The following is a 14,601-nucleotide window of genomic DNA, read 5'->3' as shown; positions in this document are numbered from 1 at the left end:
CATACCCTCCATTTTCCTGTTTTCTGCCTGATCTTCAGACAGTCCTGTTTACAAATCAAGGCTGCGACACTTTCGCACCGCAACCTTCATTTTCAATTAGTTCAGGAAGCCTTTGTAATTACGTACAAGCAGCTGAGATTCCACCTGCTTAACGGTCTCCAGGATAACACCTACGATGATGATGATAGATGTACCGCCGAAGGAAACATCCGCACCGAACACACCGTTGAAGAAGAACGGTATAACGGCCACGATAACAAGACCTACTGCACCTATAAATATAATATAATTCAGGATTTTAGTCAAATAATCTGAAGTCGGTTTTCCCGGACGGATGCCTGGGATAAAACCGCCCTGCTTTTTGATATTATCGGCTACTTCCAACGGATTAAAGGTAATTGATGTATAGAAGTATGCGAAGAATACGCAAAGTACCACATACACGATCAGACCCCAGCTGTACTGGATCTGACTTGGATTACACCAGTTATTGGAGGAAAGTCCTCTTAAGATCTCACTTCCGATGCCCGTTCCGTTTCCTTTGCCAGCGAACTGAGCAATGATCGACGGGAAAGACATGATAGAGGAAGCAAAAATAACCGGGATAACGCCGGCAGTATTTACCTTGAGCGGGATGTTTGTGGACTGACCGCCCATCATTTTACGTCCAACCATCTTTCTGGAATACTGAACCGGAATTCTTCTCTCTGCTCCGTTGAGGATAAGTACGAGCACTACAACAAACAGAATAATCACAGCAATGATGCAGGCTGCAAGCATTCCTTTTGCAATTGTTTTGCCCTTGACGAAGTTCTCATAAAGAAGGGACATATCACTCGGGATCCTGGACACGATATTGATAGTCAGGACGATGGAAATACCATTTCCAATGCCCTTCTCTGTAATACGCTCGCCCAGCCACATAAGCATTGCGGAACCCGCTGTTAAACTTGCAACAACTACGATTCCTTTAAGGAAGCTCATGTTCGGGATCATACCCTGACGTCCAAATCCGATTGCCATGGCAACAGACTCAAACAGAGCAAGACCAACCGTTACATAACGTGTGATTGCTGTAAGCTTTTTTCTTCCTTCTTCTCCGTCACGCTGCATCTCTTCCAGTGCCGGAATGGCAATGGTAAGAAGCTGAATGATAATGGAAGAAGTAATGTAAGGTGTGATGTTCAATGCGAAAATTGACATCTGAGTAAAGGAACCGCCGGTGAACGCATCAAAGAAATTGAATGCGTCACCGGTATTAGATTCAAACCACTGCTTAAAGAAGTCACTGTCGACTCCCGGTACAGGAAGCTGGGATCCGATTCTGATCACGAATATCATCCAGATCAGATAGAGAAGCTTTCTTCTCATTTCCTTTACTTTGAAAACACTCTTAAGAGTCTCAAACATTAGATCACCTCTACTGTACCACCAGCAGCTTCAATTTTTGTTTTTGCAGTCTCGCTGACAGCGTTTACTTTAACATTAAGTTTTTTTGTAAGCTCGCCGTTTCCAAGGATCTTAACACCATCACCGATCTTGGAGATCGCACCGCTTGCAAGTAAGCTGTCAACTGTAACCTCTGCGCCATCCTCAAAACGATTGAGAACGTCTACATTGATTGCGATAATTTCTTTAGAGTTTCTGTTAGTGAAACCTCTCTTAGGAAGACGTCTGTATAAAGGCATCTGACCTCCCTCGAATCCCGGTTTCTTGTGTCCGGAACGAGCAAGCTGTCCTTTATGTCCTTTACCAGCAGTTTTGCCGTTTCCTGAACCATGTCCACGGCCTCTTCTGAAGTTATCGCTATGCTTGGAACCCTCTGCGGGTCTTAAGTTTGATAATTCCATTCTGGCACCTCCTTAATCTTCTACTTTTACCAGGTGCTGCACCTGCTGAATCATTCCTCTAGTTGCAGCGTTGTCTGGCATCTCAACTGTTTTATGCATCTTTGTAAGACCCATAGCTTTTACAGTTTTTTTGTGTTTCGGTACTGCACCGATCGGAGATTTTACCAGTGTAACCTTGATTGTATCTGCCATTTCCATATCCTCCTTAACCCAGAATCTCATCTACAGATTTTCCGCGGAGCTTTGCAACCTCTTCCGGAGTCTTTAACTGGCTCAGGCCTGCGATTGTTGCCAGAACTACGTTCTGTTTATTTCTGGAACCCATACATTTTGTACGGATGTTTTTGATACCTGCAAGCTCGATTACGGCACGTGCCGGGCCACCGGCGATAACTCCAGTACCTTCCGGAGCTCTCTTCAGAAGCATCTCAGCGCTTCCGAATTTTCCGATGAAGTCATGTGTAATGGAATTGTTCTCGTCTCTTGCAACAGTAACAAGCTTCTTCATAGCGTCCTCTTTACCTTTGCGGATCGCCTCCGGAATTTCTGCTGCTTTTCCTAAACCTGCACCAACGTGTCCATTGCCGTCACCTACAACAACTAAAGCTGTGAAACGGAAGTTACGACCACCTTTAACAACCTTGGTAACACGCTTGATTGATACTACTTTATCTTCTAACTCTAACTGACTAGCATCAATAAGATTACGTTTCATGTGTTCTTTTCCTCCTCTTAGAATTTCAGTCCAGCTTCTCTTGCTGCATCTGCCAGTGCTTTAACTTTTCCGTGGTAGATATATCCACCTCTGTCGAAAACAACGCTCTCGATACCTGCCTCAACAGCTTTTTTACCGATCACTGTTCCAACTTTTGCTGCAGCCTGTACATCATCAGTGTTCTCAAGCTCTGCTTTTACGTCCTTCTGGAGAGTAGAAGCGGATACTAAAGTTTTACCAACTGTGTCATCAATAATCTGTGCATAGATGTGCTTGTTGGAACGAAATACTGCCAGACGAGGAGTAGTTGCAGTTCCGTTTAAATGATGACGTAATCTTCTATGCTTCTTTTCGCGAATTTCGCTTCTGGATGCTTTGTTAATCATATTCTCACTCTCCTTAATTATTTCTTACCGGTCTTACCGACTTTACGTCTGATAACTTCGTCAACGTACTTGATTCCCTTGCCCTTGTATGGCTCAGGTCTTCTCTTGTCTCTGATCTCAGCTGCGTACTGGCCAACTTTTTCTTTGCTGATACCAGATACGATGATCTTGTTTCCGTCAACTGTGGACTCAAGACCTTCTGGATCTTCCATCTCTACCGGGTGAGAATATCCGAGGTTAAGTACAAGTTTCTTGCCCTGCTTAGCAGCTCTGTAACCAACACCGTTAACCTCAAGCTCTTTTTTGTATCCTTCGCTTACACCAACAACCATGTTGTGGATAAGGCTTCTTGTTAAGCCGTGAAGGGCTTTGATTCTCTTTAAGTCGTTCGGTCTTGTTACAACTACATGACCGTCTTCAACTTTGATCTCTAACTCTGTCGGGAGTGCTCTCTCAAGTGTTCCCTTAGGTCCTTTTACTGTTACAACGTTTCCATCTGCGACTGTAACCTCAACGCCAGCTGGAATTGCAACCGGAAGTCTTCCGATTCGTGACATAAATTTGTCCTCCTTACTTAGATTGTCGGAGAGGGCCCATGCCCTCTCTGTTTTCAGTTTAAAAGCTATATGACTGCTTCGTTAAGCGGCTTTGACCTACCAAACGAATGCAAGTACCTCGCCACCAACCTGAAGCTTACGAGCCTCTTTGTCAGTGATAACGCCTTTGTTTGTGGAAAGGATTGCGATACCAAGTCCACCAAGAACCTTCGGAAGCTCATCCTTGCCTGCGTATACACGAAGACCTGGTTTGGAGATTCTCTTAAGTCCTGTGATGATCTTCTGGTTTTTGTCCTCACCATATTTCAGTGTGATGTGAAGAGTTTTAACAACTCCATCCTCAACCAGATCATATTTTGCGATGTATCCCTCATCTACAAGGATGTTTGCGATAGCAATTTTCATCTTGGATGCCGGTACGTCTACAGTGTCATGTTTTGCAGTATTTGCGTTACGGATTCTTGTAAGCATATCTGCGATCGGATCGCTCATTGTCATGTAAGTTTCCTCCTCTTTCTTCAGACTTTACATGTCGTGTGAATATTATTTAAATGATTAAAAAGTTGCTTTCGCCTCGGCCTACCAGGAAGCTTTCTTAACACCCGGGATCTGACCTTTGTATGCCAGCTCACGGAAGCAGATTCTGCAAATTCCGTATTTTCTCAGGTATGCATGTGGACGGCCACAGATTCTGCAGCGAGTATACTCTCTTGTGGAGAATTTAGCTTTACGCTGCTGTTTAATTTTCATTGCTGTCTTAGCCATGAATCTTTTCCTCCTATTTAGCAAATGGCATGTTGAATAATGTCAGTAATTCGCGTGCCTCTTCATCTGTTTTAGCAGTTGTAACGAAGATAACGTCCATTCCTCTTACTTTATCAACCTTATCGTACTCAACCTCTGGGAAGATCAGCTGCTCTTTGATACCAAGAGCATAGTTTCCTCTGCCGTCGAATGCGTTCGGGTTAACACCACGGAAGTCACGTACACGTGGAAGAGCAAGGTTGATAAGACGATCAGCGAACTCATACATCTTCTCGCCTCTCAGAGTAACTTTACATCCGATCGGCATACCCTCTCTGATTTTGAAGTTAGCGACAGATTTTTTAGCTTTTGTAGCGATTGCTTTCTGTCCTGTAACAAGTTCCATATCTGCGATTGCAGCGTCAAGAAGTTTAGCGTTCTCTTTTGCCTCGCCAACACCCATGTTAACAACGATTTTCTCGAGTTTTGGCACTTCCATTACGTTTTTGTATCCGAATTTCTTGGTCATGGCATCCATGATCTCGTTCTTGTAAAGATCTTTTAATCTACTCACCTTTATATGCCTCCTCTCTTAATTAATCGATTGTCTTTCCTGTTGCTTTAGCAACACGAACTTTTTTGTCTCCATCCATCTTGAATCCAACTCTTGTAGCTTTTCCGTCTACAACGAGCATTACGTTGGAGATGTGAAGCGGAGCTTCTTTTGTCACGATTCCACCGTTCTGATTAGCTGCGGACGGTTTAGCGTGCTTTGTAACCATGTTTACGTTCTCAACAACTACTGTGTTGTCTTTTACGTTAACTGCAAGGACCTTTCCGTCCTTACCTTTATCTTTTCCAGCGATTACCTTTACAGTATCACCTTTTTTAATTTTCATAGCTGACATTCGGCACCCTCCTATAATACTTCCGGAGCTAAGGAAACGATCTTCATGAATTTCTTCTCACGAAGCTCTCTGGCAACTGGTCCAAAGATACGTGTTCCTCTCGGAGTTAAGTCATCCTTGATAATTACGGCAGCATTTTCATCGAAACGGATGTAAGATCCGTCTTTACGACGAGCGCCTTTTTTAGTTCTAACAACTACAGCTTTAACAACGTCACCTTTTTTAACAACGCCGCCTGGTGTTGCATCTTTAACCGTAGCAACGATTGTGTCACCGATGTTTGCATATCTTCTTGTAGAGCCGCCCATAACACGAATACAAAGGATTTCTTTTGCACCAGTGTTGTCGGCAACTTTCAGTCTAGTTTCCTGCTGAATCATACTGGTTTCCTCCTTATTTAGCTTTCTCTACGATCTCAACCAGTCTCCATCTCTTGTCCTTGGACAGCGGTCTGGTCTCCATTACCTTAACGGTATCTCCGATGTTGCACTCATTGTTCTCGTCATGAGCTTTTAATTTATATGTTCTCTTCACGATTTTTTTGTAAAGAGGATGTTTTACATGGTCTTCAATTGCAACTACGATGGTCTTATCCATTTTGTCGCTGATAACCTTACCCACGCGGGTTTTTCTCAGATTTCTTTCCACGATTATGTCCTCCTGTCCTATTTGGAAGCGTTTGCCTGCTCAGTGATTACTGTCTGGATTCTGGCAATATTTTTACGAACCTCTTTGATTCGTCCTGTATTGTCTAACTGGTTTGTTGCATTCTGAAATCTCAGATTGAAAAGCTCTTTTTTAGCAGCTACTAATTCTTCATTCAGTTCTGCAACTGACTTTGCTTTTAAATCTTCCACGAACTTATTAATTTTCACTGTTATCACCGCCTTCTAAGTCTGCACGAGAAACGATTTTACATTTACATGGTAACTTGTGCATTGCAAGACGTAATGCTTCACGGGCAACCTCTTCGGACACGCCTGCAATCTCAAACATAACACGACCTGGTTTTACTACTGCTACCCAGTACTCCAGAGCGCCTTTTCCGGAACCCATTCGAGTCTCAGCTGGTTTAGCTGTTACCGGTTTATCCGGGAAAATCTTAATCCAAACTTTACCGCCACGTTTGATGTAACGGGTCATAGCAACACGGGCTGCCTCGATCTGATTAGATCTGATCCAACATGGCTCAGTAGCAACAAGACCGAAATCACCATAGTTGATAACATTGCCTCTAAGGGCTTTTCCTCTCATGGAGCCACGGAATTGTTTACGACGTTTTACTCTTTTTGGCATTAACATTATTTATCGCTCCCTTCCTTAGTTCCTTTTGTCGGAAGAATCTCACCATTGTAGATCCATGCCTTAACACCAACTTTACCGTATGTGGTGTCTGCTTCCGCAAAGCCATAGTCGATATCTGCACGAAGTGTCTGAAGCGGGATTGTTCCCTCGCTGTAGAACTCTGTACGAGCCATATCAGCTCCGCCGAGACGTCCGGATACGGAAGTCTTGATTCCCTTAGCGCCAGCCTTCATTGTTCTCTGCATTGTGGACTTCATAGCACGTCTGAAGGAAATACGATTCTCAAGCTGAAGAGCAATGTTCTCAGCAACCAGCTGTGCATCTTTGTCCGGTCTCTTAACTTCTTTGATGTCAACGATAAGCTTCTTGTCTGTGTATTTCTGAAGCTCAGCTTTAACTTTCTCGATCTCTGCGCCGCCCTTACCGATTACGATACCAGGTTTTGCTGTGTAGATGATGATCTTAACTCTGTCAGATGCTCTCTCGATCTCGATTTTGGAAACACCTGCGCTGTATAATTTCTTTTTAAGGAATGTTCTGATGTTGTAGTCTTCTACCAGGTAGTCAGCAAACTTGTCTTCTGCATACCATCTGGAATCCCAATCCTTGATAACTCCGACTCTAAGGCCATGCGGATTAACTTTCTGTCCCATGCTTTTCCTCCTTACCTTTCATCAAGCACAACTGTGATATGGCTAGTTCTCTTCTCGATTCTGTAAGCTCTACCCTGTGCTCTCGGCTGAATTCTCTTCATTGTAGGTCCCTTATCTGCATAGCATGCTGCAACATAAAGGTTGTCTGCGTTCATTCCGTTGTTGTTCTCAGCGTTTGCTACCGCTGACTCAAGCAGTTTTTTGATCACGCTGGAAGCGTATCTCGGATTGTATGTCAGGATACCAAGTGCTGTCTGTACATCTTTGCCACGGATCGCATCTAATACGTAGCAGGCTTTCTGAACAGAAATTCTTGCATAAGATAACTTTGCAGACGGCCTTGTCTCTCTATTATTCTCATTTCTGGCTCTCTTTATCTGGCTTCTATGTCCTTTTGCCATCTTAAAGTGCCTCCTTTCTTAAATTCGATATCTAAGTTATCTGCCAGCTGTCTTAAATTGACAGCGGGCAGTTATAAATCTGATGACTAGCGTACTCCGGACTTCTTCTCGTCTTTTCCGTGTCCTCTGTAAGTTCTTGTTGCAACGAACTCACCAAGTTTGTGTCCTACCATATCCTCTGTGATATATACCGGCACATGTTTTCTTCCGTCATGAACAGCGATTGTGTGTCCTACGAAAGACGGGAAGATTGTGGAACGGCGAGACCAAGTTTTGATTACGGATTTATCATTTGCAGCGTTAAGAGCGTCTACTTTTTTAAGTAAGCTCTGGTCTGCAAAAGGTCCTTTTTTCAGTGAACGAGACATGCTTTCTCCTCCTTATTATTTCGATAATGCTTTTCCATCGCGTCTTCTTACGATGTACTTGTTGGACTGTTTGTTTTTCTTTCTGGTCTTCAGGCCGAGAGCAGGTTTGCCCCACGGTGTGCAAGGACCTGGGCGTCCGATACCGGTCTTACCTTCACCACCACCATGTGGATGGTCATTCGGGTTCATTACGGAACCACGAACTGTAGGTCTGATACCCATGTTACGTTTACGTCCGGCTTTACCGATGTTAATAAGGTTGTGATCTCCGTTTCCGATTACACCAACAGTTGCGCGGCATACGATCGGAACCATTCTCATCTCACCGGAAGGAAGACGAAGTGTTGCGTACTTTCCTTCTTTAGCCATGAGCTGTGCGCCGTTTCCTGCAGAACGAACCATCTGTCCGCCTTTTCCAGGATGAAGCTCAATGTTGTGAACCATAGTACCAACCGGGATAAGCTCCAGTGGGAGGCAGTTTCCAACACGAACCTCAGCTTCCGGACCATTGTAAACCTTCTGGCCTACTTTAAGTCCCTCTGGAGCGAGGATGTAAGCTTTCTCGCCATCTGCGTAGCAGATCAGAGCGATGTTAGCTGTTCTGTTCGGATCGTACTCGATTGTTTTAACTGTTGCAGGGATTCCATCTTTTCTTCTCTTGAAGTCGATGATTCTGTATTTTCTTCTGCTTCCGCCACCCTGATGTCTTACAGTGATCTTACCCTGATTGTTACGTCCAGCGTTCTTCTTAAGGGAAGTAACGAGGGATTTCTCTGGTTTTGCAGCTGTAATCTCAGAGAAGTCGGAACCAGTCATATGTCTTCTTGACGGTGTATATGGGTTATAGCTTTTGATTCCCATGATGTTTCTCCTTTCGAATTTGTTCTCGTGCTTTCGTGCACATATTCGGACTTATCTGTTAATTAAAGTCCCTCAAAAATCTCGATATCTTTGCTCTCTTCTGTAAGAGCTACGATAGCTTTTTTAGTCTTAGCAGTTTTTCCAACTACCATTCCACGGCGTTTTTTCTTTCCATCACTGTTGATGGTGTTTACGCTCTTAACTTTTGTTCCCTCGAACATCTTCTCAACAGCCTCTTTGATCTGAGTCTTGTTAGCTTCCGGATGTACAAGGAATGTATATTTCTTCTCACCCATGTCTGCCATGGATTTCTCTGTGATAACCGGACGGATGATTACGTCATAGTACTGAATACTTGCCATTATGCGTATACCTCCTCGATAGATGCAACGGCATCCTTTGTAACAACTACGGTGTTGTGTTTCATAACATCGTATGTGTTGATTGTAGCCGGTGTTGCAGTTTCCACGTCAGCGATGTTTCTTGCGGAAAGAACTACGTTCTGATCGTTGTCAGCTGTGATTACAAGAGCTTTCTCTGCTTTCAGGTTTGTAAGAACCTTCTGCATCTCTTTTGTCTTAACCTCAGCAAGTGCAAGGCTGTCAACAACAACAAGTTTATTATCCTGAACCTTGGATGTCAGAGCGGATTTAAGAGCTGCTCTTCTTTCCTTCTTGTTCATTTTCACTTCATAATCTCTCGGAACCGGAGCGAATACAACACCGCCGCCTGTCCACTGTGGTGCACGGATGGAACCCTGTCTTGCATGACCTGTTCCTTTCTGTCTCCACGGTTTTCTTCCGCCGCCTCTTACCTCAGAACGAGTTTTCGCTTTCTGAGTTCCCTGACGGTTATTTGCAAGCTGACGAACAACTGCAAGATGAACGAGATGCTCGTTGATCTCAACGCCGAATACTGCGTCATTCAGCTCCATTGTGCCAACTTCATTGCCTTCCATATTATAAACAGTTACATTAGCCATTCTGATGCTCCTCCTTTCCTATTATAAGGACTTTACTGTCTCTTTGATTGTAACCAAAGATTTCTTAGGTCCTGGAACAGCACCCTTAACTAACAGTAAGTTATTTTCTGTATCTACACGTACGATCTCAAGATTCTGAACAGTTACCTGAACATGTCCCATGTGACCTGGCATATGTTTTCCTTTGAAAACCTTGCTCGGATCGGAGCAAGCGCCGTTGGAACCTGCATGACGATGATATTTAGAACCGTGAGCCATAGGTCCTCTGGACTGGCCATGTCTCTTGATGGCGCCCTGGAAGCCTTTACCTTTGGAAACTGCAGTAGCATCGATATGATCTCCTGCTGCAAAGATATCAGCCTTGATCTCCTGTCCAACCTCATACTCGCCGGCATTGTCAAATCTGAACTCTTTTACAAATCTCTTTACAGCTACACCAGCTTTGTCAAAGTGGCCTTTCTCCGGTTTGTTGACCAGTTTCTCTCTGATCTCGCCGAAGCCAACCTGAACTGATGTGTATCCATCGTTCTCCTCAGTTTTAACCTGAGTTACAACGCAAGGACCTGCCTGTAAAACAGTTACCGGAATTAACATTCCATCTTCATTGAAGATCTGAGTCATTCCGACTTTAGTAGCTAAAATAGCTTTCTTCATTTCTTTCTTCCTCCTTATAGCGGATTACCATTCGGTAATCATATAGTTAATGTCAAATGACATTATTAGCGGTTTTTCATCTTGATATCGATGTGAACACCAGCCGGCATTTCCAGTCTGGAAAGTGCATCTACTGTTTTCTGAGTTGGTGTCAGGATATCGATAAGTCTCTTATGTGTTCTCTGCTCAAACTGCTCTCTGGAATCTTTGTATTTATGAACAGCTCTTAAGATTGTAACAACCTCTTTCTTAGTAGGAAGCGGAACCGGTCCACTTACCATTGCTCCGTTCTTCTTTACTGTCTCGATGATCTTTGCTGCAGATGCATCAACGAGCTGATGATCATATGCCTTTAATGTGATTCTCATTACCTGATTTGCCATAAAAAAAGTCTCCTCCTATTCGTACTTATATAGCAGTACGACAAGCGGCGACTGTACACATCTCCGTGTGTGTCATGGTATATTTGCACACACGTCCCATCCCAAGATGGTTATTGAACTTTGTACAGTGACTTGTCGTCAGTTTCCTAACTTGACATTCGCTCCACGGAAAACCTGCCAGTGTGGCAGCAACCTCGCGCTTCATAGCTATCAATGTCACAGCAAGGATTAGTATATACGATGATTCTTCAGAATGCAAGCCTTTTTTTTTAATTTTTTTGATTTTTTTTAAAAAAGAAGAAAATGGCTCATTTCTGAACCATTTTCTTCTTATATAATAGGTACTTATTTTATTCTTCCATATCGTCCACATCACCACTGATGATATCCGAGTAATCAAACAGTGTAACCTTCGTGATGTCATCCTTAACGATATCCGGTGCATCACCGGCTTTCTTTACGCGGCTTGCAAGCTGCGCTGCGGAATAAGACGGCATCGCAAGGCTTCCAATGGTAACCGGCTCCTCTTCCTCTTCCGGAACCTCTTCGACCTTTCCGGCCGGATGCGGCTTTCTGTTTTCTTCAACCGTACGTTCTGCCATTTCCAGTCTGGAAAGCATATCTGCTTCTTCTGAAGTGGCTGCTGCAATCTCTTTCTTAAGTTCCGCATGAGCTTCACTTGCGGCAGTCTGTGCAGTCTGCTGTATGGCAGCCTTCTTTTTATTCTCCGAATAGCCTGTAACATCCTCTTCGTCAATTTCATCTACGAAACCGCCCGTACGGACCTTACGCTTATCTGCTTTTTTATTTTTGTGTTTTCGTGCCTTTTCTTCCTGAATGATCTCTTTTTCTTCTTCCTTCATTCTTCTGGCACGTGCTTTTTCTTCCTGCTTCAGTTCTTTCCTAGACTTCACATAACCCGGTTCCGGATCGTTCACATCTTCCTCAATATCATCCGGCTCTTTCTTCCAGAGCTCTGCGATCACATACAGGATGATCAGGAACAATACGACCAGACCAAGAATGATCAAGCCTTCAATACTTTCTGTAGCCACCATAAGATATCCCACATAGCCAATGGTAACTACAACTTTCGGAACATAATCTCCAACCTTAATGGTAAAAGTCTTTCCTCCGGAAACGGACTGATCTGTTACTGTTCCGGTTCCCTTGGAGGCATCGAGATTGGTGATCGTATATTTATATGTCTCGGAATCTTTCTGTACAAGGATCGGAGTACCTGCGCTGATCGCAGAACTCTTCTCCGGGATCGCATATGTAACAGATCCGACTGGGAGGTTCGTTGCCTTATCGGATTTATCCACGATCACTGTTCTCACCCCGAAGAACGGCGGAAGAACAAGTCCCAGTACACAGATCAGTGTGCATATCACAACAAAATGTACGATAAATTTCAATACTTTTGACATAGGTAATCTTCCTCTTTCATATTTGTAGGTACTTTGAAGCGGAAAGGGATACAGCGGGAATCGGTCTTCCTTTCCGTCTGTATCCCTTTATATTCCACATCCGCAGGAATCTACCATTTTCCGCGGACTGCTCTGTTCCAACTGATTACTGGTTGCTTAAATACTGTTCAATGCTCTCCATCGCTGCATTCTCATCATCACCGTTGGCAGACAGTGTAATCTCTTCTCCAGCGTCAAGTCCCAGAGTCATCATTCCCATAATGCTCTTTGCATTGACTCTTTTTTTGCCAATCTCAACATAAATTTCACTGTTAAACTGGCTTGCCACCTGAACAAGCTGTGCTACAGGTCTTGCCTCCAGTCCAGTGGATAAGTTGATAGTGATTGGTTTTTTAATCATAATAGCTCCTCCTTGTTCTCCCGCAGCTCATCTGCGATCTCACTCAGCTTGCGAAGCCGGTGATTCACACCTGATTTGCCCACCTGCGGATTCAACATCATACCTAATTCTTTCAGTGTGGCATCCGGATACTGCAGTCTCAGCCTGGCTATCTGTGCCAGTCCATCACTTAAGCTCTCAAAGCCGATAGTTCTGCTGATCAGCTGTATATCTTCCCCCTGTCTCACTGCCGCATTTACCGTTTTATTGATATTCGCAGCCTCACAGTTCACCTTACGGTTTACCGTGTTACGCATTTCCTTAAGTATCCGGATGTTCTCCAGATCCATAAGGGCTACGTTCGCCTCCATGACTGCCAGCATGTCAACGATCTGCGCGCCTTCCTTCACATAGACCACATATGATTTCTTGCGCACCACAATTTTAGCTTCTACGTGAAAACTGCGGATAATCCCCTGTAATTGTTCTGCTTTCCTGCTGTCCGGACACACGATCTCAAAATGATACCCTTTCTCTGGATCACTGATCGAACCGGACGACAAAAAAGTACCGCGAATAAATGCCCGCTTGCAACAGTTCATCTGAACCACAAGCGAATTATCCATTTCAAGTAAACCGGTTTCGTTATCCACAGAAAGCTTTGTCCCCTGCAGTACTTCCTCTGTTCTGGCAGGATCTGTAACCTCAACAAGATATACCTTACCCCGTTTGAGATGAGCCCCTTCCCGGATAACAATCGCTGTCTCTATATTAAAGGTTTTTCGCAATAATGTAAAGCTTTTTCTTGCAACTGCTTCATTTTCTGTCTGGATCCATAGTTTTCTGTTTCCATCCGACATTTTTTCCACACGGCCGCAGCCGCAGAGCAGTGCCGCCAGTTCTGCCACCTGACAGTGCCTGGCCAGACTAAGCTGTCCTGAAAGTTCTTCTTTGACTTTTCCTGAAAATGACATCCCGAACCCTCTTTTACTGTTTCCCTGCCACCCTTTTCATCGCGGCAGTTATTTTTTCAGAAGTCTGTCCTTCTCCGCATCCCTGTGCTCCAGGCGGATACCGTATTCATCCGATTTGGAAAGCCTGGAAAAAAGTTCTCTGGCAATAGTAACAGAACGATGTTTTCCCCCTGTACATCCGATACCGATCACAAGGCTTGTTTTCCCTTCTTTAATGTAGTTAGGGATCAGAAAACGGATCATATCCTCCAGTTTGTCCGCGAAGGCTTTCGCCGTATCACTGGCCATCACATAATTGAACACTTCATCGTCAAGGCCTGTCAGAGGACGCAGTTCATCCACATAATAGGGATTGGGAAGAAATCGCACATCAAACACAAGATCTGCATCTGCCGGGATTCCATACTTAAAGCCGAAGGAAAGCACAGAGATCATGATATTGCTGAACTCTCTGTCATCCACAAAGATCTTTTCGATTTCCTGGCGAAGCTCCCTAGTAAGCAGATGGCTGGTATCAATGATATAATCCGCACGTTTCCGGAGAAATTTTGTTTTCTCACGTTCCAGGCGGATTCCCTCATCCACTCTCCCTGCTCTTGCCAGCGGGTGGCTTCTTCTGGATTCTTTATAGCGTTTTACAAGGACAGAATCCTCTGCATCCATAAACAGGATCTCGTAATCATACCCGGTCTGCTTCATACGGTCCAGAACTACTTCCAGTTCATCAAGGGCACTTCCGCTTCTGGCATCGATCCCCAGAGCCACATTTCTAACATTTTCGCTCTGCATCTCAGGAAGAAGGGAAGCAAATTTTTCCAGAAGCTGGATTGGAAGATTATCCACGCAGAAATATCCCATATCCTCCAACATTTTAAGTGCAGCTGTTTTTCCTGCTCCTGACACTCCTGTAACGATCACAAAACGCATAGTCTCTCTTCCTTTCCATTTCTTCTTCCGTTATCTGCAAAGCGTACATACGCATTCCTGTTCCCTCTGTTTCGTATCCTGGGTACCTGAAAGCCGGACTACGCTGAGCCTTTTAGGTCTGTGC

26 protein-coding genes are annotated in these 14,601 nt (G+C 44.2%); all 26 read right to left on the bottom strand.

Annotated features, from left to right (window positions below):
• Positions 1 to 96: 96 nt before the first annotated feature.
• On the bottom strand, positions 97 to 1,410 hold the full coding sequence (gene secY / locus CCC17_RS01965; RefSeq protein ID WP_015526934.1) for a preprotein translocase subunit SecY: 1,314 nt from the start codon (positions 1,408 to 1,410) through the stop codon (positions 97 to 99).
• Positions 1,410 to 1,850, bottom strand: a complete 441-nt coding sequence (gene rplO, locus CCC17_RS01960; protein ID WP_015526933.1) for a 50S ribosomal protein L15 — start codon at positions 1,848 to 1,850, stop codon at positions 1,410 to 1,412. Before rplO ends, secY begins: the two co-directional genes overlap by 1 nt.
• Positions 1,851 to 1,862: 12 nt before the next feature.
• The gene (gene rpmD / locus CCC17_RS01955) at positions 1,863 to 2,042 is read right to left on the bottom strand and encodes a 50S ribosomal protein L30 (RefSeq protein ID WP_015526932.1); all 180 of its coding nucleotides are present in this window, start codon (positions 2,040 to 2,042) and stop codon (positions 1,863 to 1,865) included.
• Between the two features lie 13 nt (positions 2,043 to 2,055).
• A complete protein-coding gene (gene rpsE, locus CCC17_RS01950; RefSeq protein WP_015526931.1) occupies positions 2,056 to 2,565 on the bottom strand; it encodes a 30S ribosomal protein S5 in 510 nt (169 codons plus the stop codon).
• 17 nt (positions 2,566 to 2,582) lie between these two features.
• On the bottom strand, positions 2,583 to 2,951 hold the full coding sequence (gene rplR, locus CCC17_RS01945; RefSeq protein WP_015526930.1) for a 50S ribosomal protein L18: 369 nt from the start codon (positions 2,949 to 2,951) through the stop codon (positions 2,583 to 2,585).
• A 17-nt stretch (positions 2,952 to 2,968) separates the two neighbouring features.
• Positions 2,969 to 3,508, bottom strand: a complete 540-nt coding sequence (gene rplF / locus CCC17_RS01940; protein WP_015526929.1) for a 50S ribosomal protein L6 — start codon at positions 3,506 to 3,508, stop codon at positions 2,969 to 2,971.
• 96 nt (positions 3,509 to 3,604) lie between these two features.
• A complete protein-coding gene (gene rpsH, locus CCC17_RS01935; protein WP_015526928.1) occupies positions 3,605 to 4,006 on the bottom strand; it encodes a 30S ribosomal protein S8 in 402 nt (133 codons plus the stop codon).
• An 81-nt stretch (positions 4,007 to 4,087) separates the two neighbouring features.
• Positions 4,088 to 4,273, bottom strand: coding sequence for a type Z 30S ribosomal protein S14 (locus tag CCC17_RS01930; protein WP_015526927.1), 186 nt, complete (start codon positions 4,271 to 4,273; stop codon positions 4,088 to 4,090).
• Between the two features lie 13 nt (positions 4,274 to 4,286).
• Positions 4,287 to 4,826, bottom strand: coding sequence for a 50S ribosomal protein L5 (rplE, locus tag CCC17_RS01925; protein ID WP_021650765.1), 540 nt, complete (start codon positions 4,824 to 4,826; stop codon positions 4,287 to 4,289).
• Between the two features lie 22 nt (positions 4,827 to 4,848).
• On the bottom strand, positions 4,849 to 5,160 hold the full coding sequence (gene rplX / locus CCC17_RS01920; protein WP_021650764.1) for a 50S ribosomal protein L24: 312 nt from the start codon (positions 5,158 to 5,160) through the stop codon (positions 4,849 to 4,851).
• A gap of 11 nt (positions 5,161 to 5,171) precedes the next feature.
• Positions 5,172 to 5,540, bottom strand: coding sequence for a 50S ribosomal protein L14 (gene rplN / locus CCC17_RS01915; RefSeq protein WP_019162495.1), 369 nt, complete (start codon positions 5,538 to 5,540; stop codon positions 5,172 to 5,174).
• Positions 5,541 to 5,553: 13 nt separating this feature from the next.
• Complete coding sequence (rpsQ, locus tag CCC17_RS01910; protein WP_021650763.1) at positions 5,554 to 5,808, bottom strand: 30S ribosomal protein S17; 255 nt, start codon at positions 5,806 to 5,808, stop codon at positions 5,554 to 5,556.
• A gap of 17 nt (positions 5,809 to 5,825) precedes the next feature.
• Positions 5,826 to 6,035: a 50S ribosomal protein L29 gene (gene rpmC / locus CCC17_RS01905; protein ID WP_021650762.1), complete on the bottom strand. Its 210-nt coding sequence runs from the start codon at positions 6,033 to 6,035 to the stop codon at positions 5,826 to 5,828.
• Positions 6,025 to 6,462, bottom strand: a complete 438-nt coding sequence (rplP, locus tag CCC17_RS01900; RefSeq protein ID WP_015526924.1) for a 50S ribosomal protein L16 — start codon at positions 6,460 to 6,462, stop codon at positions 6,025 to 6,027. The genes rpmC and rplP overlap by 11 nt, the downstream gene beginning before the upstream one ends.
• Complete coding sequence (gene rpsC, locus CCC17_RS01895) at positions 6,462 to 7,118, bottom strand: 30S ribosomal protein S3 (protein WP_015526923.1); 657 nt, start codon at positions 7,116 to 7,118, stop codon at positions 6,462 to 6,464. The genes rplP and rpsC overlap by 1 nt, the downstream gene beginning before the upstream one ends.
• Before the next feature lie 11 nt (positions 7,119 to 7,129).
• Positions 7,130 to 7,519 carry a 50S ribosomal protein L22 gene (gene rplV / locus CCC17_RS01890; protein WP_015526922.1) on the bottom strand — a complete coding sequence of 130 codons (390 nt, stop codon included), beginning with the start codon at positions 7,517 to 7,519 and terminating at the stop codon, positions 7,130 to 7,132.
• Positions 7,520 to 7,605: 86 nt separating this feature from the next.
• Positions 7,606 to 7,887: a 30S ribosomal protein S19 gene (gene rpsS, locus CCC17_RS01885; RefSeq protein WP_015526921.1), complete on the bottom strand. Its 282-nt coding sequence runs from the start codon at positions 7,885 to 7,887 to the stop codon at positions 7,606 to 7,608.
• A 15-nt stretch (positions 7,888 to 7,902) separates the two neighbouring features.
• Positions 7,903 to 8,748 carry a 50S ribosomal protein L2 gene (rplB, locus tag CCC17_RS01880; protein ID WP_015526920.1) on the bottom strand — a complete coding sequence of 282 codons (846 nt, stop codon included), beginning with the start codon at positions 8,746 to 8,748 and terminating at the stop codon, positions 7,903 to 7,905.
• 62 nt (positions 8,749 to 8,810) lie between these two features.
• On the bottom strand, positions 8,811 to 9,110 hold the full coding sequence (gene rplW, locus CCC17_RS01875; RefSeq protein WP_015526919.1) for a 50S ribosomal protein L23: 300 nt from the start codon (positions 9,108 to 9,110) through the stop codon (positions 8,811 to 8,813).
• Positions 9,110 to 9,730, bottom strand: a complete 621-nt coding sequence (rplD, locus tag CCC17_RS01870) for a 50S ribosomal protein L4 (protein WP_015526918.1) — start codon at positions 9,728 to 9,730, stop codon at positions 9,110 to 9,112. The genes rplW and rplD overlap by 1 nt, the downstream gene beginning before the upstream one ends.
• A 21-nt stretch (positions 9,731 to 9,751) precedes the next feature.
• Positions 9,752 to 10,384 carry a 50S ribosomal protein L3 gene (gene rplC / locus CCC17_RS01865; RefSeq protein ID WP_015526917.1) on the bottom strand — a complete coding sequence of 211 codons (633 nt, stop codon included), beginning with the start codon at positions 10,382 to 10,384 and terminating at the stop codon, positions 9,752 to 9,754.
• 65 nt (positions 10,385 to 10,449) lie between these two features.
• A complete protein-coding gene (rpsJ, locus tag CCC17_RS01860) occupies positions 10,450 to 10,767 on the bottom strand; it encodes a 30S ribosomal protein S10 (protein ID WP_015526916.1) in 318 nt (105 codons plus the stop codon).
• A gap of 350 nt (positions 10,768 to 11,117) precedes the next feature.
• Positions 11,118 to 12,197, bottom strand: a complete 1,080-nt coding sequence (locus CCC17_RS01855; protein WP_022427085.1) for a hypothetical protein — start codon at positions 12,195 to 12,197, stop codon at positions 11,118 to 11,120.
• Between the two features lie 145 nt (positions 12,198 to 12,342).
• Complete coding sequence (locus tag CCC17_RS01850) at positions 12,343 to 12,597, bottom strand: HPr family phosphocarrier protein (protein ID WP_015526913.1); 255 nt, start codon at positions 12,595 to 12,597, stop codon at positions 12,343 to 12,345.
• Positions 12,594 to 13,550, bottom strand: coding sequence for a DNA-binding protein WhiA (gene whiA / locus CCC17_RS01845; protein WP_287082405.1), 957 nt, complete (start codon positions 13,548 to 13,550; stop codon positions 12,594 to 12,596). Before whiA ends, CCC17_RS01850 begins: the two co-directional genes overlap by 4 nt.
• Before the next feature lie 48 nt (positions 13,551 to 13,598).
• Positions 13,599 to 14,477, bottom strand: a complete 879-nt coding sequence (rapZ, locus tag CCC17_RS01840) for an RNase adapter RapZ (protein WP_015526911.1) — start codon at positions 14,475 to 14,477, stop codon at positions 13,599 to 13,601.
• Positions 14,478 to 14,601 lie beyond the last annotated feature (124 nt).

This window comes from Blautia sp. LMAG:36 (assembly GCF_008680535.1).
In the GTDB taxonomy this organism is placed as follows: domain Bacteria; phylum Bacillota; class Clostridia; order Lachnospirales; family Lachnospiraceae; genus Blautia_A; species Blautia_A fusiformis.
This window is presented reverse-complemented; position numbering and strand designations above follow the sequence as displayed.

Bases quoted from the DNA above. Each gene is read 5' to 3' on its own strand.
- secY (WP_015526934.1), bottom strand. From the start codon at position 1,410: ATGTTTGAGACTCTTAAGAGTGTTTTCAAAGTAAAGGAAATGAGAAGA.
- rplO (WP_015526933.1), bottom strand. From the start codon at position 1,850: ATGGAATTATCAAACTTAAGACCCGCAGAGGGTTCCAAGCATAGCGAT.
- rpmD (WP_015526932.1), bottom strand. From the start codon at position 2,042: ATGGCAGATACAATCAAGGTTACACTGGTAAAATCTCCGATCGGTGCA.
- rpsE (WP_015526931.1), bottom strand. From the start codon at position 2,565: ATGAAACGTAATCTTATTGATGCTAGTCAGTTAGAGTTAGAAGATAAA.
- rplR (WP_015526930.1), bottom strand. From the start codon at position 2,951: ATGATTAACAAAGCATCCAGAAGCGAAATTCGCGAAAAGAAGCATAGA.
- rplF (WP_015526929.1), bottom strand. From the start codon at position 3,508: ATGTCACGAATCGGAAGACTTCCGGTTGCAATTCCAGCTGGCGTTGAG.
- rpsH (WP_015526928.1), bottom strand. From the start codon at position 4,006: ATGACAATGAGCGATCCGATCGCAGATATGCTTACAAGAATCCGTAAC.
- CCC17_RS01930 (WP_015526927.1), bottom strand. From the start codon at position 4,273: ATGGCTAAGACAGCAATGAAAATTAAACAGCAGCGTAAAGCTAAATTC.
- rplX (WP_021650764.1), bottom strand. From the start codon at position 5,160: ATGTCAGCTATGAAAATTAAAAAAGGTGATACTGTAAAGGTAATCGCT.
- rplN (WP_019162495.1), bottom strand. From the start codon at position 5,540: ATGATTCAGCAGGAAACTAGACTGAAAGTTGCCGACAACACTGGTGCA.
- rplP (WP_015526924.1), bottom strand. From the start codon at position 6,462: ATGTTAATGCCAAAAAGAGTAAAACGTCGTAAACAATTCCGTGGCTCC.
- rpsC (WP_015526923.1), bottom strand. From the start codon at position 7,118: ATGGGACAGAAAGTTAATCCGCATGGCCTTAGAGTCGGAGTTATCAAG.
- rplV (WP_015526922.1), bottom strand. From the start codon at position 7,519: ATGGCAAAAGGACATAGAAGCCAGATAAAGAGAGCCAGAAATGAGAAT.
- rpsS (WP_015526921.1), bottom strand. From the start codon at position 7,887: ATGTCTCGTTCACTGAAAAAAGGACCTTTTGCAGACCAGAGCTTACTT.
- rplB (WP_015526920.1), bottom strand. From the start codon at position 8,748: ATGGGAATCAAAAGCTATAACCCATATACACCGTCAAGAAGACATATG.
- rplW (WP_015526919.1), bottom strand. From the start codon at position 9,110: ATGGCAAGTATTCAGTACTATGACGTAATCATCCGTCCGGTTATCACA.
- rplD (WP_015526918.1), bottom strand. From the start codon at position 9,730: ATGGCTAATGTAACTGTTTATAATATGGAAGGCAATGAAGTTGGCACA.
- rplC (WP_015526917.1), bottom strand. From the start codon at position 10,384: ATGAAGAAAGCTATTTTAGCTACTAAAGTCGGAATGACTCAGATCTTC.
- rpsJ (WP_015526916.1), bottom strand. From the start codon at position 10,767: ATGGCAAATCAGGTAATGAGAATCACATTAAAGGCATATGATCATCAG.
- CCC17_RS01855 (WP_022427085.1), bottom strand. From the start codon at position 12,197: ATGTCAAAAGTATTGAAATTTATCGTACATTTTGTTGTGATATGCACA.
- CCC17_RS01850 (WP_015526913.1), bottom strand. From the start codon at position 12,597: ATGATTAAAAAACCAATCACTATCAACTTATCCACTGGACTGGAGGCA.
- whiA (WP_287082405.1), bottom strand. From the start codon at position 13,550: ATGTCATTTTCAGGAAAAGTCAAAGAAGAACTTTCAGGACAGCTTAGT.
- rapZ (WP_015526911.1), bottom strand. From the start codon at position 14,477: ATGCGTTTTGTGATCGTTACAGGAGTGTCAGGAGCAGGAAAAACAGCT.